21 protein-coding genes are annotated in these 24,773 nt (G+C 38.9%); 12 read left to right on the top strand and 9 right to left on the bottom strand.

The genetic code is table 11. The annotated features are described in order from the left end of the window. Positions 1 to 281 precede the first annotated feature (281 nt). Together B3C94_RS14145 and B3C94_RS14140 are read right to left on the bottom strand one after the other, a co-directional pair. On the bottom strand, positions 282 to 467 hold the full coding sequence (locus B3C94_RS14145) for a CsbD family protein (RefSeq protein ID WP_046672091.1): 186 nt from the start codon (positions 465 to 467) through the stop codon (positions 282 to 284). 126 nt (positions 468 to 593) lie between these two features. Next, entirely contained in the window at positions 594 to 989 is a 396-nt protein-coding gene (locus B3C94_RS14140) for a hypothetical protein (RefSeq protein WP_293904735.1), read from the bottom strand. A 447-nt stretch (positions 990 to 1,436) separates the two neighbouring features. Here B3C94_RS14140 and B3C94_RS14135 point away from each other — a divergent pair, with 447 nt between their 5' ends. Then, entirely contained in the window at positions 1,437 to 1,583 is a 147-nt protein-coding gene (locus tag B3C94_RS14135; RefSeq protein ID WP_293904733.1) for a hypothetical protein, read from the top strand. A 304-nt stretch (positions 1,584 to 1,887) separates the two neighbouring features. Here B3C94_RS14135 and B3C94_RS14130 read toward each other — a convergent pair whose 3' ends face one another. After that, a complete protein-coding gene (locus tag B3C94_RS14130; protein WP_293904731.1) occupies positions 1,888 to 2,442 on the bottom strand; it encodes a hypothetical protein in 555 nt (184 codons plus the stop codon). Between the two features lie 267 nt (positions 2,443 to 2,709). On the opposite strand from B3C94_RS14130, the gene B3C94_RS14125 reads away from it, so the two are divergent. The 8 genes from B3C94_RS14125 (at position 2,710) to B3C94_RS14090 (ending at position 14,462) form a co-directional block, all read left to right on the top strand. Continuing rightward, positions 2,710 to 3,288, top strand: coding sequence for a Crp/Fnr family transcriptional regulator (locus tag B3C94_RS14125; protein WP_293904729.1), 579 nt, complete (start codon positions 2,710 to 2,712; stop codon positions 3,286 to 3,288). Positions 3,289 to 3,369: 81 nt separating this feature from the next. After that, positions 3,370 to 3,759 (top strand): RidA family protein, encoded by a 390-nt coding sequence (locus B3C94_RS14120; RefSeq protein WP_293904727.1) that lies wholly within the window; start codon positions 3,370 to 3,372, stop codon positions 3,757 to 3,759. A gap of 235 nt (positions 3,760 to 3,994) precedes the next feature. Beyond that, positions 3,995 to 4,582: an RNA polymerase sigma factor gene (locus tag B3C94_RS14115; protein WP_293904725.1), complete on the top strand. Its 588-nt coding sequence runs from the start codon at positions 3,995 to 3,997 to the stop codon at positions 4,580 to 4,582. Positions 4,583 to 4,641: 59 nt separating this feature from the next. Then, positions 4,642 to 5,742 (top strand): FecR family protein, encoded by a 1,101-nt coding sequence (locus B3C94_RS14110; RefSeq protein ID WP_293904723.1) that lies wholly within the window; start codon positions 4,642 to 4,644, stop codon positions 5,740 to 5,742. 186 nt (positions 5,743 to 5,928) lie between these two features. Beyond that, positions 5,929 to 9,411, top strand: coding sequence for a TonB-dependent receptor (locus tag B3C94_RS14105; RefSeq protein ID WP_293904721.1), 3,483 nt, complete (start codon positions 5,929 to 5,931; stop codon positions 9,409 to 9,411). Positions 9,412 to 9,429: 18 nt separating this feature from the next. Beyond that, the gene (locus B3C94_RS14100) at positions 9,430 to 11,097 is read left to right on the top strand and encodes a RagB/SusD family nutrient uptake outer membrane protein (RefSeq protein ID WP_293904719.1); all 1,668 of its coding nucleotides are present in this window, start codon (positions 9,430 to 9,432) and stop codon (positions 11,095 to 11,097) included. A gap of 11 nt (positions 11,098 to 11,108) precedes the next feature. Next, the gene (locus B3C94_RS14095) at positions 11,109 to 12,455 is read left to right on the top strand and encodes an alpha-L-fucosidase (RefSeq protein WP_293904717.1); all 1,347 of its coding nucleotides are present in this window, start codon (positions 11,109 to 11,111) and stop codon (positions 12,453 to 12,455) included. Between the two features lie 243 nt (positions 12,456 to 12,698). After that, the gene (locus tag B3C94_RS14090) at positions 12,699 to 14,462 is read left to right on the top strand and encodes a hypothetical protein (RefSeq protein WP_293904715.1); all 1,764 of its coding nucleotides are present in this window, start codon (positions 12,699 to 12,701) and stop codon (positions 14,460 to 14,462) included. Positions 14,463 to 14,958: 496 nt separating this feature from the next. Here B3C94_RS14090 and B3C94_RS14085 read toward each other — a convergent pair whose 3' ends face one another. From B3C94_RS14085 to B3C94_RS14065, 5 genes are all read right to left on the bottom strand, one after another. Beyond that, positions 14,959 to 17,373 (bottom strand): TonB-dependent receptor, encoded by a 2,415-nt coding sequence (locus B3C94_RS14085; protein WP_293904713.1) that lies wholly within the window; start codon positions 17,371 to 17,373, stop codon positions 14,959 to 14,961. A gap of 131 nt (positions 17,374 to 17,504) precedes the next feature. Further along, positions 17,505 to 18,722, bottom strand: coding sequence for a hypothetical protein (locus B3C94_RS14080; RefSeq protein ID WP_293904711.1), 1,218 nt, complete (start codon positions 18,720 to 18,722; stop codon positions 17,505 to 17,507). Next, a complete protein-coding gene (locus B3C94_RS14075; RefSeq protein WP_293904709.1) occupies positions 18,715 to 19,317 on the bottom strand; it encodes a hypothetical protein in 603 nt (200 codons plus the stop codon). Before B3C94_RS14075 ends, B3C94_RS14080 begins: the two co-directional genes overlap by 8 nt. A gap of 117 nt (positions 19,318 to 19,434) precedes the next feature. Then, positions 19,435 to 19,968, bottom strand: coding sequence for a sigma-70 family RNA polymerase sigma factor (locus B3C94_RS14070; RefSeq protein WP_293904707.1), 534 nt, complete (start codon positions 19,966 to 19,968; stop codon positions 19,435 to 19,437). A 151-nt stretch (positions 19,969 to 20,119) separates the two neighbouring features. Beyond that, positions 20,120 to 21,055: a hypothetical protein gene (locus B3C94_RS14065; protein WP_293904705.1), complete on the bottom strand. Its 936-nt coding sequence runs from the start codon at positions 21,053 to 21,055 to the stop codon at positions 20,120 to 20,122. A 251-nt stretch (positions 21,056 to 21,306) separates the two neighbouring features. Here B3C94_RS14065 and B3C94_RS14060 point away from each other — a divergent pair, with 251 nt between their 5' ends. The 3 genes from B3C94_RS14060 (at position 21,307) to B3C94_RS14050 (ending at position 23,751) form a co-directional block, all read left to right on the top strand. Continuing rightward, entirely contained in the window at positions 21,307 to 21,903 is a 597-nt protein-coding gene (locus B3C94_RS14060) for a porin family protein (protein WP_293904703.1), read from the top strand. Between the two features lie 72 nt (positions 21,904 to 21,975). After that, on the top strand, positions 21,976 to 23,013 hold the full coding sequence (locus B3C94_RS14055) for a sensor histidine kinase (RefSeq protein ID WP_293904701.1): 1,038 nt from the start codon (positions 21,976 to 21,978) through the stop codon (positions 23,011 to 23,013). A 9-nt stretch (positions 23,014 to 23,022) separates the two neighbouring features. Further along, entirely contained in the window at positions 23,023 to 23,751 is a 729-nt protein-coding gene (locus tag B3C94_RS14050; protein ID WP_293904699.1) for a LytR/AlgR family response regulator transcription factor, read from the top strand. Here B3C94_RS14050 and B3C94_RS14045 read toward each other — a convergent pair whose 3' ends face one another. Continuing rightward, positions 23,752 to 24,660, bottom strand: a complete 909-nt coding sequence (locus tag B3C94_RS14045; RefSeq protein WP_293904697.1) for a DUF6268 family outer membrane beta-barrel protein — start codon at positions 24,658 to 24,660, stop codon at positions 23,752 to 23,754. Between the last annotated feature and the right edge of the window lie 113 nt (positions 24,661 to 24,773).

The raw sequence follows: 24,773 nt of genomic DNA, 5'->3' as shown, positions 1-24,773 counted from the left end.
CGTATTGACACTTGCAATATTATCAAAAACGTTACATAGAAAAGGGGGTAAAATCTTCTTTTTTTAAGGGGTAAATTCGTCAAATTAGGCTCTTTGACAGCATGAGCGTATATTTCGGTTTAGACTGACAGGTTATTTGATAGATGATGAGCATCAAACCATAGTATAAAGAAAACTCGGTGAATGATTGAAAATAGAGTATAAAATATCAAACAAAAAAGCGGATAACATAATTGCTATCCGCTTTATCACAAATACTCACGGTTATGAGTCTACCCCAATTACAAATCATTCAACCACTTGTTGACCTCATCCTGAGTTTTACCAGTTTTCTTTTGAAGTTTACCGACCAGTTCGTCTTCTTTACCTTCGGCATATAAGAGATCATCGTCAGTTAGATCTGCGTATTGTTGTTTTACTTTACCTTTGATTTCATTCCAACGGCCTTTCCATGTCAATTCACTCATAATATTTTTCCTTTCTTTGTTTAATATTAGAACACTGTCACTTTAACAATCGTTTAAAAAATAATGTTATAAAATGTTAATTTTCCAGCATGATTGCATTCTGCATGGCGAAGGATTTGCATATGATTATTTACGTTGACAATTAGCTGTCCATGCCTTACCATCTTTGGTATATCCGATTGTCAATTTACCAGCATCAATTCGTATAACGCCTGTACCAGCGGAACCAATGTTGACCAAAACATTATCTTTCTTTTCGAAATCTACACCGTTCAGATTAGGAATCCCATTTCCAAAAGCGAAATTATAAGTATCCCCAACTTTCGTAACTGTAACTGTTCCTTCGGCAGCGGCAACATCATTCTCATTGTTACTTAAATCGTCAAAGGCAATATTGCCCTCATATTTCCCGATAAAAAGATCATTGTCCGAAGGATCGTCATCTTTACTACAAGAAGTAAAACCGATGACTACGGTTAAAATTAGCATACCTAATCCTAATGTTTGAATTAATTTTCTCATACGTTGATGTGTTAATGTGAATAAACATTTTTATAAAGCTGAGTAAAATTCAAACTTTATGCCATTTCATACATAACGATGAACACATAGGTATCCGCCCTTCAATAAAGGGTATAAATACACAACGAGGGTATTTATACAAAAAATAGTTGCTTTTTTAATCTTATCACGAATAACGATGAATTTTAGTAGTTTTGGGCAATACAACCATTACGTCTTTATTGATTATGAAATTGTTTTCCGTATTTCTATTTTTTGCTCATCTTACAGTCCTGTACTATACAAAATATAGGAACGAAAGAAAAAAATTCCCTCTATATCAATACATCTATTCCAGCTCGGACTTCGCTGGCTATATCAACCGAAGATGCAAGTCAATATTCCATTGAGGCGACAGAGAAATCGAACAGCAGTCTAAAGCTCCAAACCGAAACTCAGAATATCAAGATGGAAAAGAATAAAAAATATAGCTTGAATATTGCTGAAAAAGAAAGTATAAATATCATCAATCAATCAGACCAACTAGCTAAAATTCAATTAAGGGTATTTAATCATAGCTCCAAAATCATTCAGAAAACAGATCAGATTAAATAAGATACTATCAAAATTTTCCTCACTTGGACTGCACGGGCTTTATCGCTATATTCATTTATTCCAAGCCTACACTATGGAAATCAATTATGTGCCTCATAAAAACCCAATCACCTTATCTGGCTAAGGAAACAGTAGTATAATGTTTTTTTTTTACTTTGTCCTATTTTATATAACCTCCTCTATATAGTTTGTTCTTCGTATCATCTCAATAACTTCAAAATTGGCTCCTAAATGCTATTCATGTAAAAAGCCACATCTTTCAATGAGGCTCCTATTTATATATTTAGTTGAAAAAGCTCTTATTTCAATTTTTCCTTAGCAAAGGATGCAATTTATCGTAGTCACCCCAATCACCGAAACCTGCAAAATTAAGTTTTTCACTCCATGAAACCATCGTTTTGCAGTCAAAACAAATCTTAGCAACTCCAATACATTGTTTATTTTTATAAAAAACGAGGATATCCCTAAACTCATGTATACATGAACTTTCAACATTGTCCTTTCGAACCTTTAAAAAAAATAAAGAGTCTATAGGTCTATAAAGGGACTTATCAACTAAATTGCTCGCATATCCAATTTCCTTCAAATGGGACAACAATGAAATATTGACCTGATTATCCGACAATACAGATAACAAAAGTTGTTCTTTTTCAGATTTATTATTTTTGTCTTCCAATTCACCTATTTTAAACAGATCAATATCGATTGAATAATGTTCTAGTGAATCAAAAGCAGCCAATTTGGAGATTCGATTGTCGTCTTTACTTCCATTTGCAGAATCGGTGCGCTCCATGCAACCTTGAAACCCCGTAAAACTAAAAGTTAGGCTTCCTACTATAAAAAATAGTATTCTTTTCATATCGATAAAGGTTACACTGATGTTCAATTTCTAAAAATAGACAATTACACTCTTAATAATATCTCATATTACCGAAAACTAATAATTTAATCTGTCACTCTGAACATTGCAGGGATAGCTTAATCATACTCTTGTTTAATCGCGATTCCTATTTACTGTAAAGTCATTCCTTATGCACAGATTCTAAAGATTAATTCTGTATCAATTAAATCAGTATCGAAAAACCTTATTTTAGCTGCATCTTTAATCAAAATGCGCCAAAGTACGATGGATATTTTTTCAAAAAACAGTATTGATATCTTCTATGATGTAACGAATAGCGAGTTTGAGTATTTAAAAAACTTCTTTCATTATAAAAAATATAAGAAAGGAGATTTTATCATCAAGCAAGATGAGCTTGTTACCGAAGTATATTTTATTGTATCTGGGCTCGTCAAATTATTTTACTCCGACAGGCAGGCGAAAGAGTTTATAATATCATTTGCCTTCGAAAACTGGTGGGAAACCGACTTTTCAGCATTTTACAATCAATCTAAAGCTGTTTTAAATCTTCAGTGTATTGAAAGTACCACAGTATACGGTTTACATTATGCCGATTATTTACAGATGCTGGATAGCTGCCCGCAATTAATTAGGTACTTTCATAACAAATCTATAAATGGCCACATTGCCAATCAAAAAAGAATATTATCACTGCTTGAACTATCTCCGAGGATTAAATATGAACAGTTTATAAGCGCCTACCCACAATTAGTACAAAGAATTCCCAAATCTATATTGTCCTCCTATCTGGGCGTCTCACGCGAGACGTTAAGCAGATTATATAACAATAGAGATAAAAAGTGATTTGAATCACAGCAATCATTCAAACGGGAATGAGACTTTTGTATCAGAAACATTCAGGCAATAGTTTTAAACAATTAAAAGATGGAAAAACAGACAATTAATCCCTGGACTTGGCAAGAAGCCCGAAATTATGCCCAGGCAGTTGAAGTAAAAAACGTAACCGGAACCTTATATGTCTCCGGTCAAACCGCAATAGACAAACTTGGCGTATCGAGCATAGCTAATATGCGGTCACAATTAACTGATGCAATACAGAATACCGAAAAAGTAATTCAACAAGCTGGTTATGAACTGGAAAATATCGTACGCTTAAATATTTATACCACCTCGACAGCCGAACTCTTTGAAAATTTTGATATCCTTCAAAACTGGATTACCAAAAATAGAATCAAACAGTCCTCCACAGTATTGGAAGTCAAAGCATTATTTGAAACACTAAAGGTTGAACTCGAAGCAACTGTAGTTAAATAAGAATAACTTTTGCACAATAGAAAAAACAAAAAATTATAATTTAGATACAACTAAGGCAAGAGAAAACGATGCGGGCTTCCAATCTGCCCTATGCACAAAAACGTTTATAGAAGCATATAGGCGTATAAGTTACGGACCTGGACAAATAACAAATATTGCGCAATCGTGTGCGCTTAAACAAAAAGGGAATAGATTTGCTCAACTATCCATTGTTTACTAATATTGTCCATTAATCATGTACAAAACGCAAACAATAGAGGAGAGAGAACTGCTGCAAGAGCTACAGGAGGGAAACGCCATAGCTTTTCAGAAACTCTATAACAATTATTTTGCACTATTATACCTTCATGCAACCCGTAAACTACAAGATCGCGAGGCTGCTAAAGATATAGTACATGACTTATTTACTTCAATTTGGCAAAACAGGTATACGCTCTCAATCCATGGAGAAATATCCGCCTATCTTTATAGTGCCATACGATATCGTGTAATCGACTATATGGCCAAAGAACAGTCGAGAACCAGCTATCTGGCGTCCTTACCTCCAGTCACTGCACATCACACCGGAGATACTGACCATTCCCTACGGGAGAAATTACTCCGGGAACAAATAGAAAACGTACTTCACAAGCTATCTCCACGTGTGAGGGAGGTTTTCGAACTTAGTAGAAAGCACTATCTCAGTCACAAAGATATCGCCAAAAGGCTCAATCTATCAGAACATAGCGTCCGCAGTTATATGAAAGAAGCTTTACGCCTTCTTCGCAGTAAATTAGGAAGCTTACTATGGATAGGCTTCCTATTTTTTTGCAAAAATTTTTAATTCCCCCCCCCTCCCCCCTCCGTTCGTCCGTCATATAGAAGTAACCAAATTATTGCATCATGACGAACCAAAGGAATTCAGATGGATCTTCTTTGCTAAAGAAATACCTGGAAGGAAAATGTACAGCACAAGAAAAAGCATTGGTTGAAGAATGGTACCTCAACCTCGGTGATCATAAAGTTCCAGCGGACAATGAGATGATTGCTGATCTAGCGGAACTGCAAAAGAGATTAAAACGAATAACTGCAAATCAACCTTATGCTAAGGGTTATATCATAGCTCTTGCAGCAGCTATCCTTGCCTTTTTTACAATTGGAGTAATTATATATTCACAACGGAATAATGATCAGCAAAACAAACATGAGCTTTTTGTGGACGATATCACACCCGGTAGCAACAAAGCGCTGTTGTCAATCGATGGTCAACCAGCAATTGCACTAGATGGAAAAAATGGCGGTATTGTTTCAAAAGATAATTCGGTAGGATATAACAACGGAACTACAATCACTGAAACAGAACATGTTAAAACAATTACACTTTCGACGCCAGCAGCGGGACAATTTGAGGTGATACTTTCAGATGGAACCAAAGCATGGTTGAATGCATTATCGTCCATCACTTATCCAGCAACTTTTACCGGTCACGAAAGACAGATTCAACTGACCGGCGAAGTTTACCTAGAGGTCGCTAAAAATGCACAGAAACCATTCGTCATCCATACAGCACAACAGCGGATTGAAGTTCTGGGTACAAGTTTTAATGTTAACACCTATAACGACAATGGCTACACCTATACGACATTAGTCAATGGAAGTCTACGTGTGACGGATACAAAGACAAGACATCAAGTCCTCTTAAGTCCGGGCCAACAGGCAATTGTTAATGGAAAGGACGCTATCGAAGTTTCCACCAACGGTATTGAAGATAGCTACACTTGGAAGGATGGTCTTTATGTGCTACATGAAGAGACTTTAAGTCAATATGCGCTAAAAATCGAACGTTGGTATGATGTTGAAGTCGACATGGGGCCTTATGGCAATCGGAGGTTCTCAGCGATTATTCCCAGAGATGCCAAATTATCAGAAGTATTACAAGCTATTGAATTAAAGTCAAATGTAAAATTCTCAAGAGAAGGAAGGAGGATTGTAGCGATGCGATAATATGCAAAAAAAAGAGCTCATTCTTCGAAAATTCGAGAAGGACTTCAGAACCAATTATAATGAGTTTGTCCCATCAATACCTGGGATAAAAACCTATAACCGCCAATGCAAAATTGACATACATAGCTTCTTCTTCCAAAAGCTATTTATGCGCCAACATGCACTGTTTATTAAACTTAAAAGAATATGAAAAAAGATAATCCAAGGCATTATTACCGATACCTGAAATCTTACAAGACACATCTGTCTATGAAACTAACCTTTGTTCTACTGTTAGCTTCCATTATGGTTGCTATGGGAAACGTTCGTGCACAACGCATCAATCTCAATCAGAATAAGGCCCAGCTGAAAAATATACTGATTGAGATCAGCAGACAGTCTGGCTACACGTTTATTTACGACGAGAATGACCTAAAAAATATAAAACCAATTACAATCAATGCAAATAACAAAACAATAACGACTTTATTGGATGAGCTCCTCTCCGAAGAATCTTTAGGTTATCAGATAAAAGGCCGGTCGATTGCCATTGAGCGTAAAACCATTGCACAGGCTGTTATTAAAAATACCGATGACAGAATTCAAAAAAGAACAATAACCGGTCGTGTGACAAATGAAAATGGACAGGCGCTTCCCGGGATCAATATTCTTATCAAAGGAAGTACGGTCGGTACAAGCACCAACGCAAAGGGAGAATTTTCTCTTCTCGTTCCAGAAGCGAATAGCTTATTAGTTATCAGTTCCGTTGGATATGCAACAGCAGAAATACCCACACAAGGAAAAAATGAAGTCAATGTTGTCCTAAAAGCAGCAAACAGTAACCTCGAAGAAGTCGTTGTTGTCGGATTTGGTACACAAAAGAAGGAGAATCTAACGGGAGCGGTCTCAACAGTGAGTGCTAAACGCCTTGCAGACCGCCCAATTGCAAATCTAGGGCAAGGCTTACAGGGGTTAGTACCGAATTTAAACATTACTTCCGCAAATGGTAAACCGGGAACGGGATCCCAATTCAACATACGCGGCACCGGATCAATTAATGGCGGCACAGCGGGTCCACTGATCTTGGTGGACGGTGTACAACGTGATCCGAATTCTATTGATCCTTCGGATGTGGAAAATGTAACGGTGCTAAAAGATGCCGCCGCAGCAGCTATTTATGGCGGTAGAGCGGCTTATGGTGTTATCTTGATTCAGACAAAGAACCCCAAAAGTCAAAATCCTCAAATCAATTACTCCGGTGAATATACTATCTCCAGACCGACCAAAATGGCGAAATATATCAATTCGATTGATTACATCAGAATGCATCGCGAAGCAAATCGCAACGGACAAGACGGTGGAACTACAGCAACGGAATCCTTTACAGAGCAAGATTCCATTCTTGCTAATGCCTATTTCAACGATCCTGCCAACAACCTACCTGTTTATGTAGATCCGGCCAATCCTGCAAAGTATCGTTATGTGGGAAATACAGACTGGATCAAAGAGCAATATCCAGGCTGGGCCCCTATGCAGCGACACAATCTCTCGTTACAGGGTGGCCGTGGTGCAACATCAGTAATCACCTCCCTAGGTTATCTCCAGCAAAAAGGATTATTTAAAGAGGCCGGTCAAAAATATCAACGCCTGAATCCATCCATGAAAGTCAATTCCGAAATTACTGATTGGCTAACCTTAACAGGAAACTTTGCGCTCACACATATCGACGATAAAGAAACAGCAGGTGTAGTCACAGGAGGGACATCATCCGGATGGATCTCCGGCGACTTAAGGCCTACCATGCCTATTCGACATCCCGACGGAAACTTTTCAGGACAGGGAAGCTTTACCAATCCTTTTGCTGTAGCCGCTAACAACGGAAAACGAAAAAGATATTCCAATGACTTATGGCTAACCGGAGGAGTGAAAATCAAACCTATCGAACATGTTTCGGTCGTCGCTGATTATACCTGGAATGCTTATAACAACTTTCTGCAAAGCCATCAGATTCCGTTTAAGGAATATGGTGTAAATGGAATTTTGCTGGGTACGTTTCCTTGGACGAATCCTTCATCCGTATCAGAAACTACTGACAACCATAATTATTTTGCCTTAAATGCTTTTGCAACCTACGAAAACACCTTTGCCGAAAAGCATTATTTTAAAGCAATGGCCGGTATTAATCGCGAAAGCAGTCGATATAAACGATTAGGCATATTTGCAAACAATCTCGTAGACCCCACCAAACCCGCAATAAATCTAAACAACGATCCCCGGCCAAGTGTGACTGGAGCAGAGAATGAGTGGGCGCTCTTTGGAACAGTATTCAGACTGAATTACATTTTTGACAAGAAATATCTATTGGAAATAAACGGACGCTATGACGGATCTTCCCGTTTTTCCGCAGATAAAAGATATGTCTTCACGCCTTCTGTTTCGGCTGGCTGGAGAATTTCCGAAGAAAATTTTATGGCGGGAATCAAGAATGTTGTCAACGATTTAAAATTTAGAGGATCCTACGGTGAATTGCCTAATCAGGGCTTTAATAGCGATGATTTATATTCCGCATCTAATTTCTATCCTTACTTGCCAACGATGCCAGTGAATAATAGTGTCGGTTATATTTTTGGCAATCAGACTGGGGTGAGCGTAGGTGCCCCTGGACTTGTCAGCACAAATTTTACTTGGGAAAAATCCGCTACAACAAACTTCGGACTTGATTTCGCCTTACTTAAAAATCGTCTGACAGGTAGTTTTGATATTTATGAAAGACGAACAAGAGATATGCTGGTTGCAGGCGTTCCACTCCCTGCAGTATTGGGAACTGCTGCACCAAGCCAAAATGCAGGTACATTGGTGACTAAAGGTTGGGAACTTAGCGTAGGCTGGAATGACCGCATAGGTGATGATCTTTCCTATGACGTAATGCTTTCACTAGCAGATAACCATGCCAAGTTAACCAAATACCCGCTCAATACGACCAAAATATTCAACAATTGGTATGAAGGTAAATTGGATGGTGAAATCTGGGGATTTGAAACACAAGGATATTTCCAAAGCCAAGAGGAAATCGATGCGGCACCAAAACAGACCCAAGTCTGGGGTGGAACCTGGAGACCCGGAGATATACGTTATGCAGATCTGAATAATGATGGTAAAATAGACTTTGGCAACAATACGGTAGATAATCCAGGAGATCGAAAAATCATCGGTAACTCTACGCCTCGCTATTCCTTTGGACTTAATATGGGCTTAAATTATAAGAACTTTGATTTTTCGGCTTTCTTACAAGGTATTGGCAAGCGGGATACCTGGATCAGTAATAGTGCTTTCTGGGGATTCACCAGCGAATGGAACGTTCCTTTTATTTATGCAACAGATTACTGGACACCACAAAACAGAGATGCATATTTTCCGAGATTACGCTTTGGCAATGGAGGAAACTCGCAACAGCAGACAAAATACATCCAAAATGCAGCTTATCTACGGGTAAAACAGCTTACCCTCGGTTATTCATTACCAAAAAATTGGACAGAGAAAGCCAAACTCGGACGTGCTCGTATCTATGTCTCAGGACAGAATCTGCTCACATTTACGAGCTTATTTGATGCCTTCGATCCCGAAGTGCTCAATTTTCAAGACGCTCCACAAAGTAAATCGGTAGCATTTGGATTACAACTTGGATTTTAATTGATAAGATTTTAGATTATGAAAATTTTAAAAACACTACTCATACTTGGTTCACTGGCTTTTATTGCTTCTTGTAAAAAAGACAGCTATCTGGACAGATTACCTTTGTCCTCTATCACCGAACCAACGTTCTTTAAGAACGAAAATGACCTGATGCTCTATGCCAATCAGTTTTATACCTCCCTCCCTGCCCAAAACTTTATCCAAGACAATCAGTCTGATGATAAAGTCCCCAGCAGTATTAACACCTTTTTGGCAGGACAATATGTAGTTCCCAATACCGATGCCAATTATAATTGGACAAACATCCGCAACGTAAATTATTTCTTACAGCGGTACAATAATGCCGACGCAAGTCCTGCTATTAAAAATCAATATGCGGGAGAAGTTCGCTTTTTCCGTGCACTCTTTTATTGGGGGCTTTCCAAGCGTTATGGTGACGTCGCTTGGTACAGCAAAGATTTGACCGAAACAAGTGAAGAACTATATGCTCCAAGGACACCGCGTAACATCGTCATGGACTCTATCTTAGCAGATCTAAATTTCGCTCTTGAAAATATTCCTGCCGATAACGTAGCCGCTGGACGCCTCCACAAATACGCTGCTGCCGCCCTAAAAGCTAGAATATGCTTGTGGGAAGGAACCCGAAGAAAATATTTTGGTATCGAAGGAAGCGAAAAATATCTTCGCGAAGCACTCAGTGCGTCCGAACTTATTATGGACTCAAATAAATATTCGTTATACTCCACCGGTAATCCAGCAACGGATTACTACAACCTCTTTATCCAACAGGAACTCAATGGAAATACCGAATCTATTCTCGGAAGACGCTACCTCCAAAGCATCCTAATGAATGGTATCAGCAGAACTTTAGGTGAAGCTGGAACAGGATACAGTAAGGATTTCGTCCAGAACTACTTGTGTTCTGATGGGTTACCTACAGCGCTTAGTACCAAATATAAAGGCGACAACAGTCCTGAGGATGAATTTGCCGACCGAGACCCACGGGCTAAACAGACCATCGCAACCAAGGGCTTTGTCTTACTGCAAAATAGCGACGGCTCCAAAGATATTATTGATCTACCGAGAATTGGAACAAATACCGCCAATACTGGATATCAATTAATCAAAGGCAGAAGCGCAGACCCAGCGATGTGGCAAGCCAATCAATCGACATTAGACTTCTTCATCTTCCGCTATGCTGAAATACTGTTGATCTATGCCGAAGCGAAAGCGGAATTGGGTGATATCCAACAGGCCGATATTAACAAGAGTATCAATCTGCTAAGAAGACGAGTGGGTATGCCGGATATGGTCATTGCGTCCCTAAAAAGAGACCCAAATTCAGCATTTCCGGAAGTACCGATCCTGATCGACGAAATTAGAAGAGAACGAAGGGTCGAACTCGCCGATGAAGGGTTTAGGTTTGACGATCTATTACGCTGGAAAGCTGGAAAGAGAATCGAACGGCCCGAAACAATATTGGGCATGAAACTTACACCAACCTTGAGAGCCAAATATCCAGCAACTCAAGTAAGTGGTATAACTGTCAATAGCGATCTCTATATTCGGATCTATACCGCCCTGGAAAAAAGAATATGGAATGATAAAATGTATTTATTCCCGATTCCTTTAGAGGAAATAAGTTTAAATCCGGCCTTAGGACAAAATACTGGATGGCAATAATTATGATGAAAATGCAGAAATATATATTAATGATCAACTTCTTTTTGTTGGGCTTCCTTTGTGAAGCTCAACAAAAAGAAGTTGTTCCTTCTCCAGCCCATGTAGCATGGGCAGAAGCAGAGATCGGTGTGATTTTTCACTTTGATGTCGTGAACTATGTACCTAACTACAATTGGCAGCAATGGGGCTCTCACCCTCCAGCTTCGGTCTTTAATCCTAGCAAATTAGACACAGATCAATGGATCCAAGCAGCCAAAGCTGCTGGCGCAAAATATGCGGTTCTCGTTGCAAAGCATTGTTCGGGCTTCAGCTTATGGCCAACTAAAGCACACGACTACAACATCAGCAAATCACCCTGGAAAGACGGAAAAGGCGATATTGTAAAGGACTTTATCCAGTCTTGCCAAAAATATGGCATCAAACCGGGTATCTATGCCAGCGCTTCAGCCAATGGATATTTACATGTAAACAATCCGGGCAAGGTTCAACCTGGAGGTCCTCTTACCCAGCAGCAATACAATGAAGTTGTGAAAACGCAGCTATCCGAATTATGGTCGAATTATGGTAAGCTTTTTGAAATCTGGTTTGATGGCGGCGTATTACCCATAAAAGATGGCGGGCCAGATATTGCTCCGCTGCTAAAAAAATTACAGCCTGATGCAGTGGTTTTCCAAGGTCCAAGTGATGCCAAAAATCTAATCCGATGGATAGGAAACGAAGAAGGCAGGGCCCCATATCCCAATTGGAGCCGTTCAGATTTCACAACTTCGGCTACAGGGACTATTGTTATTGACGGCTTGAATGGCGATCCCAATGGTTCAATATGGTGTCCTGGAGAAGCCGATTTCCCAATGCGTACAGGCTGGCAAGGTGGTTGGTTTTGGAAGGAAAATGAACAGAGACTTCTTTCGGTGGATCAGCTGGTAGATGCATACTATACCAGTGTAGGTAGAAACTCCAACATGCTGCTCGGCATTGTAGTCGATACGAGCGGTTTGGTACCAAAAGAAGATGCTGATAGATTGGCAGAGTTTGGTAAGGAATTGTCTAAAGCTACATCACATCCAATCGCATCTATTAAAAATATAGCAGAAAAAGAATTTACCTTGGAGCTGAATACAAATCAGGCAGTTAATCAAGTTATTTTTGCCGAAATGATACAGAAAGGAGAACGTATTCGAAAATACCGAATAGATGCCTGGATCGACAATCATTGGATAGAAATAGCGGCAGGTGAATCCGTCGGGAATAAAAGGATACATAAGTTTAAAGAGATTAAAACATCTAAAATTAGGTTAAATATCATTGAATCAACAGGCACTCCACTAATTAAAAATTTTGCAGTTTATAATATTTAAAAGCGAGCGAACACCCAATAGATATCCTATGAATCTCCAAATGCAAAATGGTCTGATGTACATCAGGCCATTTTTTCGCTATAATAAATTCCGTTCTAGCGATTTATAGAATATTTTTTTTCTAACAAAACGCAAAAACCGATCTAGTGTAGTAGAAAAATAACTACAATCTAATAAAATTTAATTTTGAAAAAACTTAACTACAAGATTTTTGGTTTACTTTTGAGACAGATATATAATATTATGAAAATGAAATTTTACCTGCCACTTCTAGCATTGACTTTGACTGCTTTTATCAGCTGTAATAAGAATAAGGATGATATCGACAATCCCAAGAACCAGTCTGTGGTCATCGACAATAATTCAAGTCAATTAAATGCACGTTTAGATCACCAAAATGCGGGCTTATTACCATTAGCTAACCTGATGGCGACGGGTAAACGGGCGGCCAATAACGCAACAGTCACCGCAACTCAAAATCCAGACTTTTCTCTTGCTCTTGTCGCACAGATTGCCCCTCCTGATTATGAAGGAAATAAACTACGGGCGACCCATGTAGCTGTTTCCGGCAATTACGCTTATGTAAGCTACAATACCGAAGGGGATCGTTATCTTGGAGGCGTAGATGTCATCGACATTGCCGACATCAATAATCCTCGCCTTATCGTGAATGCTAAATTACCGAATATCGATATTAGTTCTTTGGCGGTTGACGGGAGTAATTTATTGTTGGCAGGCGCAGCAGATGAAGGTGTATTGGCAAATATAAAATCTCCTGCGGTGCTTATTGTTTTACCTCTTCAGAACGGCCTTCCTACGGACGCTTATCGCTATACAGGTTTACCTAGTTATGTGGCAACCGATGTAGCAGTTAATAGCGAAAGTCATTATGCTGTTTCGGGTAACTCAGGTTCAGTTTCTAAGATCAACAAGTCTTCTGGAGCAATTGAAAAATCGGTAAATATTGCTGATCTATTATCCGTTAGAACCTACCAAAATCAGGTTTATGTACTTTCGGGAACACAGGGGATAAAAGTTGTGTCAAACAACCTTGATCCAGTTAAAACAATCAATGTAAGTCAAAATCCAACTTCGGCAAAGCGCACAATCGATTTTTATAGCAACTATCTTTTAGCTTCTGAGGGCGCACAAGGATTGGGGATATATAATATTAACACAGGAGCATTGGATAAACGTGTAAGTATTCCAATAAGCCCAGATGATAGCAGCATAGATCCGGAAGATGTTGTCACCAATGCCGTATCAGCAAACGACAAGCGTGTATTTGTTGCCAATGGTGGTGCGGGTATCGCAGCTTATCAATTCGATACTCAAAACAACTTTTCCTATATTGGAAGCGCAAGCTTTAATGCCATTGACGCCAGTTCAAGCAATTTTGTTATCAGTAGGGATAACTATGTATTTGTTGCAACTGGAAAAGGTGGCCTAAAAATTTTAAAGCTTATCGAGCTGAAACCCACTACTCCAACCTGTAATGGTACTTATCCAGCTTTCACGGGCAGCACACAGGGAGATCTTAATGTAAACAATGAAGCGAGCTACTCGGATACAAAAACATTTGCCTCAAATGTCAATATCAACCGTAATTTTAACTGGTGTGGAACCCTTAATATCAACGGAAATTCTGTCAACATAAACAGTGGTGTATTCAATATGTATGGTTCCATTGCTTTGAAGCAGAACATCAACGTTAATACTACAATGAACTTAGTTGGTTCGGGTGTTATCGGCGGAACCTTTACTGTTAATGGAAATGGTATCTTCAGTATAATGGGTTCACTTTCTCAGGGAACGGTCGGGTCTAAGGCAACCTCGTTTATCAATGGTAAGATGATCATTGACGGTGAAGTAGTCGTCTATGGCAACCTGACGATCAACGGTAGCGGAAAAGTAGAATTTGCCAACAATAAGTCGAAATTAATTGTCTATGGAAGTCTTACCAACTGGGGTAGTGTAAGCAACGGAACCATTACACAAGTCAAATAAGACATTTTCAATGCATTAAATAACCTCAAAAGGGCCTGATTAATTTCAGGTCCTTTTGTCATAATAAGACTTTCCCTTAGCTTTAGACCTCATTTATTCCGAGCCTGACCCGTAACATCTGATACCTATACAGTCAATTCTTCAACGGATGTGTTTCAACCAACTATTTCATCCGCTTATTTTCTGAGGACGAAGGCCAATTTCTTTATGCCAAATTTAATCGATTATTAGACGTTAGTATTTATAAAAAAGTCTACAGTTAAAACAGTACCTAAGCTATGATAAGGAAGTTAACTTAAAGGGACTTGATACGGACTTAATAGGGAGCTAATAGGGACCTCATTCGGATGAAAGCGTATAAAGTACGAATAATCTACGGTTCATATAAGCTTAAAACATGTAGATGGGCACAACCTGTCTACTGCCTGTCTCCTAAAAGAAGGGGTATTGGTAAAAAAAAAGCCACATCGAACGATGTGGCTTTAAACATATTTCGTTAAAACCGCAGACTGAGCTGTACGGCAAAATTGCGCGGCATCTGAGCCACGATGACCCCTTGTCCTGCAAAATATTCGCTATTGGTCAGATTATTCATCCGCACAGCGAATCGATATTTGTCTCTTTCTAGAAAAACTGATGTATTGACGAGCGTATATGCCGGGAAGGTGAATCGACCTGTCGCTTCCTGATCCACGGTAATCTGCTCACCGACGCGGTTAACTCCCACTCCTATCCCCAATCCATGAAGCACTCTATTTTGAAATACATAACTAAGCCATGAGTTAAAGACATTTCCCGGTCCAGCCGATGCGGGTCTTCGTCCTTCAACAGAAGCATCCGCTTTCTGGAATTTACTATCATTGTACGTATATCCGGCCATAACATTAAGCCCTCTTACAGGATTGGCGATCAACTCGAATTCAACACCTTTACTACGCTGCTCACCATCTTGTATAGTGACAAGAGCAGATTGCCCATCCTGCGTAACCTCGATATCTCTGCTCATATTATTCACGGTTATATCATAATAAGAAGCTGTCATGTTGAAGCGATTTTTCCATAGATTGGCTTTTATCCCAGCTTCCCATTGTCCGGCCATCTGAGGTTTTAAAACATTACTATAACCTACGATGCCTTTGTTGTCTACAGGAGCAACATTGCTAAATCCATTCATGTAATTGGCATAAGCCGAAAGCTGCTCTTTGACGAACTGATAAACCATACCGAATTTAGGTGATAATGCGGTTTGTTTATATTCACCGTCACGTACGTTGGTGTTCAGATTTAATTGTCCTCTTGAATCAAAATGGTCTACGCGTAGACTTAATAGTGTTGTCCAGCGATCGGTCAAGTAGACTACATCTGAAATATATGCACCATATACATTATTGGAGGCATAAGTTCGAATCATACTGCCTTTTGATTTCTGAATACTGGCTGTTGCCAATTCTCTGGAAATAAAACCATAACCGCTTGTCAGATTCTGGGCATTTACAGTATCGTATTTCACAATAGGTGAATGGTTGTTGCGCAATGATTGATTTAGATAATCAATCCCAATAAGCAGTTTATTTTTGATACTTCCCAATTGAAATGTGCCATTGAGATTATGCTGTATGCTTGTAGAAGCGGCCTCAGAATTGTTCCATTGTATATTACGTTCAAGCAATGCATCGCTGGAATTCCCTCTGATAAACTGATATTGATAAAGTCCTTCAGTTTTTCGAAAATTTCTAGAAATAATAGTTTGTGAAGACCAGGAGTCAGATATGCGGTAATTTATCTCACCTTTAATATTAATTGCCGGAGCTTTCAGTGTCATGTCATTATTGGAGTAAGACCTTGTCCAGTCAAAACCTAATTCTTTAGGTGTTCTCGCAAAAAACTGACGATTTCTGCTCAAAAAGATAATCGGGGTATTGGTACCTTCGTAATTATAGATTTGTGCACCAAGATTAAATGTAAGACGGTCACTGACCTGATAGCTAAAAGTTGGTGCAACAAAAAATGATTTTCTGAATTCGGAGTCTCTGAATCCATTCTGGTACTGATAGGCACTATTCAATCGAAAAAGCGTCTTTCTATTCCGATCCACAGGACCATAAACGTCGGCTGTAAGTCTATTTAAATTAAAACTGCCAAATGTATAGGCTACTTCACCGCCAAAGTAATCGCGCGGTTTCTTAGTCGTCACATTGATTAATCCCCCAAAGGATGTCACAGCACCTCCATACAAAGTTCCCGCAGGACCTTTAATAACCTCTAACCGTTCGATATCAGCCGGATCAATTTCTCCATTGGTCGTAGCCGGCACACCGTCCACCATGGAAACTTTAGTTGGAAATCCCCGCAAACTGTAATAAAAACTACCGTCACCACTACCACGCCCCGGACTGCCTTGCATTTTGATCATACCCGGTACGTTGCGCAAAGCATCCGAAAGATCCGTCGTCAATTGTTCCTTCAGAATCGTCTGGTTGATACTGGTATAGGCTTGTGGATTTTCCATATAAGACAAAGGCATCTTAGCAATCATACTGGTATCCTGATCCAGAAATTTGTTTCTCTTATACCCATATACGGTCACCCCATCCAAATTATTCATTTTCTTGATAACATAAATAACAGGAAGGCTTGCCATCTCTTCGTTAATTTGGATGTTTTCCCGAATGATTTCTACATCATTAACAGCGGCTTGAAGAATGTACTGTCCGGGAGGCACATCGCTAAAATAAAACTCTCCCGATGCATTGGTCCTCGTCTGAAAGGCGGTATTTAAGAGCCTTAATAACGCATCTTTTGCAGGAATGCTTTCAGACATCATAATCTTTCCTTTAACCCTATCCGGTTTTTGCGCCATGGCAACAAAGGATAAAAGGCAACATAAGAAAATTGATAAAATTGACTTCATATCAAAAAAATAAAAAACATTAATAATATATGTACAACAATAAATATTTACACGAAACGAAAACACAGGACAATAAGATTCCCCATACTGTCAAAAAACAGCACCTTAAGTATTCGATAATTATTTTACGACTATCTGATACGGCCTATATAGATACCACTTCCGCCAAGGGCTTCTGTTGTTGCTTTGAAAACCTGGTCATCGTCCTGTTCAAAAAAATGATAAGTCCCATCTTTTGCACCGAAATTTGCAAAATATTGTTTACCATCTAACTCTCCCACTGGATAGATCGTACCATAGTGATCCAAAAGTGGGGTATTTTTATAAGTCATCTGGTGGAGGTCGACCACAGCCAGTTTTGTAGGACAATCAAACCATTCTCCCGGATCCTTAGGGATCTGCCATCCTTTTTCAATATATTGTACCAATACATCTTTCCCCTTGATATAGATGACAGATACGATGCGATGCGCGTCCAATACTTTCTGGAGGTCGACAAAAAAATCCGAAGCAAAGTTTCCATCTTTTTTAACCTTCAACAGGCCACCCGTTGGCGGAGACTCGGAAACAGGAGCATAATCCTGTGCTCGCGCGATGTACTTCGAGGGTCTATAATAGAGGTCACCATTCAAGATATCTACAGCGAAATTGTTATATCCCAAAGACATCCGAGAATCACTGCTATAGCGGATTGACCTTTCACGAGAATTGAAAACTGCCACCTGGGCGACCGTCGGAAATTTATCAAAGTTATTAGGGTTTATCCCTATAGGCAACAATATTGTATGATCATCGGTTACAAAAGAATAATAGGTATTGGTATTTACTTCTGCCGTTTTCCCCATTGGTAGAGCGGGCACCGTTAGAGATGCTGTCATACGCATTGTACTGGGGTTGAACTGAATGACTTTTCCTTCAGCAAGAAAGAATGCATAGGCTTCTTCATTGGAAATAAAAGCTAGGGAGCCAAAAGATTCAGCTTTGACTATATTTTTGAATTGCATTGAATCAACCACCTTAACCTTCATCGCGTTATCTACAGCATATTTCCTCAAAATAGCTGAGCTGCCGTCCCAAACATAGGGATGCTTTGCGTAGGAATATATCGCATTTTCGCGTCCCAATAACACCATTTCCTTTGGATCAACCCGTTTAGGTATATCTTGATAGGCCCCCAAATAGAACATACGTCCCTGAGGGGTCTTTACACGCGTTCCAATCAGAATCAGTCCATGATCTTTATCTCCATGACCATTTGAGGAACTTCGACAGGCCACAAAAAGGAAAACGAATAGCCAAAGGAGCACAATAGCATAGGTTGTTAATCTTAAGCTGGATATATTATACATTATTTTTGGCTTTTTCTGGATATATTTTCACATCCCCGCGAATGAAACGTGAGAAATTGTCGTCTGGTGAAAGATGGCTTTCTGGTACAATTGAATGCTTACCATCAATTGTTTCGAGATAATAAGTCTCCCCAGGAGCTAATGTGTATTTTTCTCCATTGGTACATTCAATGGACTTAATCTTCGAAGAGCGATTGAAAACTTGTAGATATCCCGAAAATTGCAATTTGCAATGATCCTCCAAAATCTCAATATCACCTTGCGCGGAAGTAATGACGATCGCATCTGAATCATTCAGATAAGATCCAGTCCAGCGCTGGTAAGCTACAGTAATCAATAAAAAAATCGCTAAAGCAGCTGTAAGCGGCAGAGCGTAGTTCTTTTTCCTAGGCTTGGTAAACTGGACTACATTTGCCCCAGTTGTCTTCTGTTGGATCTGCCGCCAAACGGAATGTTTCATGCTATTCAATTCATTCGAAGAAAGAACATTCCGATCCTCTGAATAATCATTGAGCCAATCCTCCACAGCTTTACATTCAGCTTCGTTCGCGGTATGCTCATTATATCGTTTTAAAATTTCTGGGTTAATTTCCAAAATATAGCAATTGTATGAAACCTACTTTTTATAGAGAAAGCCAAAAGCTAATTTTAGCCTCCTTTATGAGTATAGTTGGTCAAAGTGCATAATACCCTTAGTTAGATTTTATTTTTTTTATACTTTTCTTTCTATACTACTTCTTATGGCTTTCAACGCTTTGGTTAAATGTGCCTCTACAGTCTTTTCAGCAATGGATAATCGCTGCGAAATTGTCCGGGTATTGAGACCTTCATCTCTGCTCATGACAAATACTGTCCTGCACTTTGGAGGAAGCTGATCTGTTATTGCATGAATTCGATTCTTTAAATCCCTGAAAAAAATAGTTTTTTCGGTGACATTATCACCTCTGGCTTGGTCAAGACGCAGCTGATTAAGGTATATATTTCTCCGATGGTTTGTTTTAAGGTAATTTAATGCGGCAAGTTTAGCCGCACGATTCAGATAATGCTGGATGGGAACCGTGAGCTGGATTTCAAATCTTCTTTCCCATAATCTTAAGTAAATATCCTGTACAAGTCCCTCCGTGATTGACCGATCTCTTATCTGTTTGAAAATAATATTGAATAGTTGCTCCGAAGTACTCTTGTAAAGAGCCTCAAAATCGTTAGGAGTTTTAAAATCAATACTTATATTACTTCCGCTTCTCACAGTTATTTAGAATAAATCTAATTTAATGCAAGTATAGGAAAAGTTCTCCATGTTATCCTAATTTTTTCTCAATTCAACCAGAAGCTACAGTATAAATCGAGAAAAAAGTCTATCGCGACTTGCAATCTAAAACAGATAATTCATCAAAGAGTTATTCCATAATGGTATGTGGAGTTAGCGGAACCTTTTGTTTCCAGATCCCTTTTATTGTAAACTCATGCCCCGATCCTCTATTCTTAATGGTGAGGATATAATTGCAAGTTCTTTCTAGATATTTAAACTCTCCCCTTACGACGATATGCGCATAAGGTTTGAGTAGCAGTTCTTGTTTATCTCCCGATTTAATATAATTTTCAAAAGTTTTGCCCTTGGTATAAGGCACCTTTCCTTGCCAGCGCACAGCGCCATTTATCAAAAGTTCATCCATAAATAGCGAAGAATCTGCAGTTTTGAGCCATTCGAAAGCACCATAGTTTTCACTTATAAACTCCGAACTATATTTTACGTCTTTAAAGATAGCAGTGATATCGGCTTTCCGCTCCTGGTTTGAACTATTTGTCAGTGTCATAGCAGTACAACCTTCGGCACTGACATAGATTTTTCGACTTCCTTTCACTTCTGTAATTTCTTTTTTGACCAACTCATATCTCTCAGCTCTTGTTTGGATAAAGTTCACTTCATCTTGTTTATCCGCCGACAATATGCCAATGACAAAATTACGCGGCTGGTCACTAAAATTCTCCAATAAAGTCAATCGGAGCTTATTATTAGCTGTTTTTTCCAACTGTAACCAACCATCTTCGACTTCAACAGAACCAGTATGTTCCAATTTTAGTTTTTTTCCAGTAGCATCTCTCAGCATTTCACCAGTAAGCGCGTCTTTTACATACGAAACATACCAAAGGTCTGCTTTGATCGGGATGATATTCCCAATGATTCCGGTTTTCAAAGTGACAGTTTTGTAATCAGGATCTATTAAACCGCCGCGGGAATTCAGACCCTCTTTCGAACAGGAAATGAACACAAAAAGATAAAAAAAACATACCAGATGAGGGAAAGGGGATGTAGGCTTCAACGGATTTTTCATGCAAATCGATTATTTGTACCACCCAATTGATTAGACAGCATCTATACTGTAAGTTAAAAAAATAATCAAACTTTTCCTACTGTTGCCAACAGAAATGCACATAAACCATAAATTTTGACAAATAAATAGAAAGATGCTATTTACTAATCCCGCTTATATAAACCTTCGTCACTACAGAAATGCAGTTCGTCAAAGACTTTTTGCCAAGGAATTGATCCTTCGTTCTTTTGGGCAAATTAAAACAATATAAAATGAATAAAAACGCAATTTTATCATGCATCGTATTATTTGCTATGATGTTTAGCAAAAAGCTATTTGCTCAGGAACAACCTTTCATTCAACTGGGTATTAAGGGAGGAAGCAGTCTCAACAAACTCAATACAGAATTAGCTGATTTGGATGACAAATATGCCATAGGATTACACGTAGGTGGTATGGCAAGGATTAATTTTGGAAGAGCTTATATTCAGGGTGAGGCTCTTTTCAATAAGCGGAAAGCAGCGCTTAAACCGCAAGGACAAACAGAAAGCAAACTAAAATGGAATGCAATCGATATTCCCGTGGTTGCAGGCTACAAAATATATCAAAATCAGGAGCTCAATTTCCGGATATTGGGCGGTGTCATTTACAGCTACACCCTAAATGACAACCTGCCGCCTTTAAAAGCAATACAACAGGGAATCAAACATTTTGACAAATCAAACTTTCAACTTACAGGCGGTCTTGGAGTGGATATTCGGCGATTTACGCTCGACCTTCGCTATGAACGAGGATTTTCTGACCTCAACAAATCTTTTAAATCCAAACCACAGGCATTTTCTATTGGATTGGGTTACTTTATCTTTTAAAACAATGAATATGTTTTACCTTTGGAGCTATCTAGGGATCAGGCTCCAAAGGTATTTTTATAAAATCGCTGTATGTTCAAAAAAAACTATCTAACTAAACATCTTTTCCTTACCTTATTTTGGCTTGTACTCGGGTTTACAGTATGGATTCAAATAAAAGATGAATTCAATGCACTACAGGCGCTATTCCATACTTCTTTGATTATGGTTTCTTCCATTATTGTTTCACAATGGCTTAGTGACCGGGTTCTGCCTCAGGCGATCAAGACCCGACAAATGAAACCTTTTGTCCTGAAAGCGATCGTGTTTGTCATCATTTTAGCAATTTTAATTGGCGGTATAGATTACTATTTTATCCTTTCTAAGGAGGGTATATCTATTCAACAAAAGACAGATCTCATATTCACTCATTTCTATCAATCAATTCCATCTTCACTCCTTATTAATGGCACAGCTTGTGGAATTAGGTTTTATCAGGAACATGCCGATATACAACGTGTTCACAGCCAGTTGCAACAAAATTTTTTAGAAAGTCAGGTAAAATTTCTACAGGATCAGGTTAATCCTCACTTTATGTTTAATGTTTTGAACCACATTCATATTCTGATGAAAAAGAACGTGGAAATGGCCGATTATTTGCTTCTTAAATTTTCGGATATTTTAAGATATCAACTCTATGAATGTAACCAGCCGCTCGTTCTTTTAACACGTGAACTGCAGTATTTACAAGACTTTATAGCCATAGAAAAAATGCGTTGGGGAGACGAGTTGGATGTAAATTGCTCATGGACACAATCTTCAAAGGATTTATATATTGCGCCATTGATGCTCATCTGCTTTGTCGAAAATGCATTCAAACATGTGAACCGGCTTCCAAATCAAAAAGGAAGCATCCTCCTATCTTGTGTTGAGGAAGGAGGACAACTTCAATTTAACATTAGCAATAGTTATCAGGAATATCCTCATTTAGCTTCAACAGGACACTCTGGCATAGGGTTGGAAAACGTAAAAAAGAGGCTGAAACTGCAATATGAAAACAATTACTCGTTAACAATCCACAAACTTGATAGCAGCTTTGCTGTCCAACTGACAATTGATCTTAATAGCTAACTTTCGACAATGGAAGAAATGAAAATGAAATGTATTATCGTTGACGATGAACCTATGTTGCGTCAACATATTGCTGAAATGACCGAACAGATCGATTTTTTGGATTTAGTAGAAACATTTCCGTCAGCGCTAGCTGCAACCTCAAGGTTACAGCAGGGCGATATAGATCTTATTTTTTTAGATATCAATATGCCCTATCTTACTGGCATAGACTTTTTAGACTCGCTTGAGAACCCACCGTTATGTATCTTCATTACAGCTTATTCAGAATATGCCTTGGAAGGATTCAGGCTACAAGCTGTTGATTACCTACTCAAACCTATAGTTTTCCAGCGTTTTTACCAGGCCAGCACCAAGGCTTTTCAGCTCTTTTTGCAGCGCAACAAACCTTCACAGGAGAGCAATCCTAATGATCACATGTTATTTGTAAGACAGGGAGATTCTTTTGTTAAAATCTCCTGGACAGATATTCTATACGCTGAAAGTATGCAGAATTATACAAAACTTCATTTTAAAGAGCGCACAATTACTATCCATCAGACCATGCTAGCTTTGGAAGAGGCATTGCCCAACAACCATTTTTTTCGCATTCACAAATCCTATCTAGTCAATGTAAACCATATTGATATCATTACTGGAGGGAGAGTGTATATACAGGAACGAGAATTGCCTATATCACGTACAAAAAGAGAGGAGCTTCTTCAGAATGTTGTTTTTAAGAAGCTCCTCAGCCGATAATTATGGCATATTCCATTTAATTGCTATCGAACTATAAAAGGTCGGTGAAAACCGGGGGTCTTCTTGTGTTTTATTCTTGAATAAACTTTTTAAGGATCGATCGTTTTCGACATACAATCTGGCCAGTGTACTCCCTCCTGTCAGCTGGAGCTTGAGGCTCTTGCCTAAATTGAACTGCGGCTGAAGCCCGGCTGTTAATAACATAAAACCAGCTAAAGTAGATTTCCCATTCTTCTCGCGCTCTGCAGTCATTCCGTCCAAATTAAGGACAGCGCGTAGATCCATCAATTTGTTGACATGGTAGGATGCGGAAAGACCTTGCGGGAAATTTATATTAAACTTCACTTTTCCGTTTGTTTTCCAGTCGAAATACAAACCTGGCAGAATCATTGGTACGCCAAAACTATTGCTCAGTACAGGTCCAAAACCAAAAGCTAAATTCGGTCTAAATTTTTTGATAAAAAGCACGCCCCCCTGTCCCAGCACATCCTTGCCATCGACCTTAACGAGATCTGAATAAATCCCTACAGAGGCAAAAGTTAATAGAGACCAATTTTTCTTTAATGAGGTCAGGTATTGAAGTCCAATTTCCGCATTTAACATTTCACTCGGAAATAAAGGTTCTTCGTACCCCCGATTTTCCATCCTTGCATAAGCTGCACCTATTTTCCATGACCAACGTTTTATATTACCCAAAGAATCTATTTTAGTGGATAGCGGAACTTCCAGATTAAATTGTATCCTCTTGAAATCACTTTTTGACCCCGTCTTAACGCTATCTTCAGGTCGAATATAGTTTGAAAGCGGAACATAATCTACGGCAACTTGCCCGGACACGGCATTTTGAGCATGTGCAGCCAGCGTCGTCAATCCGCTGAGTATAACAGCACATAATACTTGTTTCTTCATGTTTTTTCAACAAAGGAAGCTTTTGGCTTGCTCAAGCACCAATTTTTTTGATATAGTGCGTATAGACGTTGACCAAATGCAAATTTATCGCGATGTCAAAAACAAAATGAGGT

The organism is Sphingobacterium sp. UBA5670, from assembly GCF_002420705.1.
In the GTDB taxonomy this organism is placed as follows: Bacteria; Bacteroidota; Bacteroidia; order Sphingobacteriales; family Sphingobacteriaceae; genus Sphingobacterium.
This window is presented reverse-complemented; position numbering and strand designations above follow the sequence as displayed.

Bases quoted from the DNA above. Each gene is read 5' to 3' on its own strand.
- B3C94_RS14145 (WP_046672091.1), bottom strand. From the start codon at position 467: ATGAGTGAATTGACATGGAAAGGCCGTTGGAATGAAATCAAAGGTAAA.
- B3C94_RS14140 (WP_293904735.1), bottom strand. From the start codon at position 989: ATGAGAAAATTAATTCAAACATTAGGATTAGGTATGCTAATTTTAACC.
- B3C94_RS14135 (WP_293904733.1), top strand. From the start codon at position 1,437: ATGGAAAAGAATAAAAAATATAGCTTGAATATTGCTGAAAAAGAAAGT.
- B3C94_RS14130 (WP_293904731.1), bottom strand. From the start codon at position 2,442: ATGAAAAGAATACTATTTTTTATAGTAGGAAGCCTAACTTTTAGTTTT.
- B3C94_RS14125 (WP_293904729.1), top strand. From the start codon at position 2,710: ATGGATATTTTTTCAAAAAACAGTATTGATATCTTCTATGATGTAACG.
- B3C94_RS14120 (WP_293904727.1), top strand. From the start codon at position 3,370: ATGGAAAAACAGACAATTAATCCCTGGACTTGGCAAGAAGCCCGAAAT.
- B3C94_RS14115 (WP_293904725.1), top strand. From the start codon at position 3,995: ATGTACAAAACGCAAACAATAGAGGAGAGAGAACTGCTGCAAGAGCTA.
- B3C94_RS14110 (WP_293904723.1), top strand. From the start codon at position 4,642: ATGACGAACCAAAGGAATTCAGATGGATCTTCTTTGCTAAAGAAATAC.
- B3C94_RS14105 (WP_293904721.1), top strand. From the start codon at position 5,929: ATGAAAAAAGATAATCCAAGGCATTATTACCGATACCTGAAATCTTAC.
- B3C94_RS14100 (WP_293904719.1), top strand. From the start codon at position 9,430: ATGAAAATTTTAAAAACACTACTCATACTTGGTTCACTGGCTTTTATT.
- B3C94_RS14095 (WP_293904717.1), top strand. From the start codon at position 11,109: ATGCAGAAATATATATTAATGATCAACTTCTTTTTGTTGGGCTTCCTT.
- B3C94_RS14090 (WP_293904715.1), top strand. From the start codon at position 12,699: ATGAAAATGAAATTTTACCTGCCACTTCTAGCATTGACTTTGACTGCT.
- B3C94_RS14085 (WP_293904713.1), bottom strand. From the start codon at position 17,373: ATGAAGTCAATTTTATCAATTTTCTTATGTTGCCTTTTATCCTTTGTT.
- B3C94_RS14080 (WP_293904711.1), bottom strand. From the start codon at position 18,722: ATGTATAATATATCCAGCTTAAGATTAACAACCTATGCTATTGTGCTC.
- B3C94_RS14065 (WP_293904705.1), bottom strand. From the start codon at position 21,055: ATGAAAAATCCGTTGAAGCCTACATCCCCTTTCCCTCATCTGGTATGT.
- B3C94_RS14060 (WP_293904703.1), top strand. From the start codon at position 21,307: ATGAATAAAAACGCAATTTTATCATGCATCGTATTATTTGCTATGATG.
- B3C94_RS14055 (WP_293904701.1), top strand. From the start codon at position 21,976: ATGTTCAAAAAAAACTATCTAACTAAACATCTTTTCCTTACCTTATTT.
- B3C94_RS14050 (WP_293904699.1), top strand. From the start codon at position 23,023: ATGGAAGAAATGAAAATGAAATGTATTATCGTTGACGATGAACCTATG.
- B3C94_RS14045 (WP_293904697.1), bottom strand. From the start codon at position 24,660: ATGAAGAAACAAGTATTATGTGCTGTTATACTCAGCGGATTGACGACG.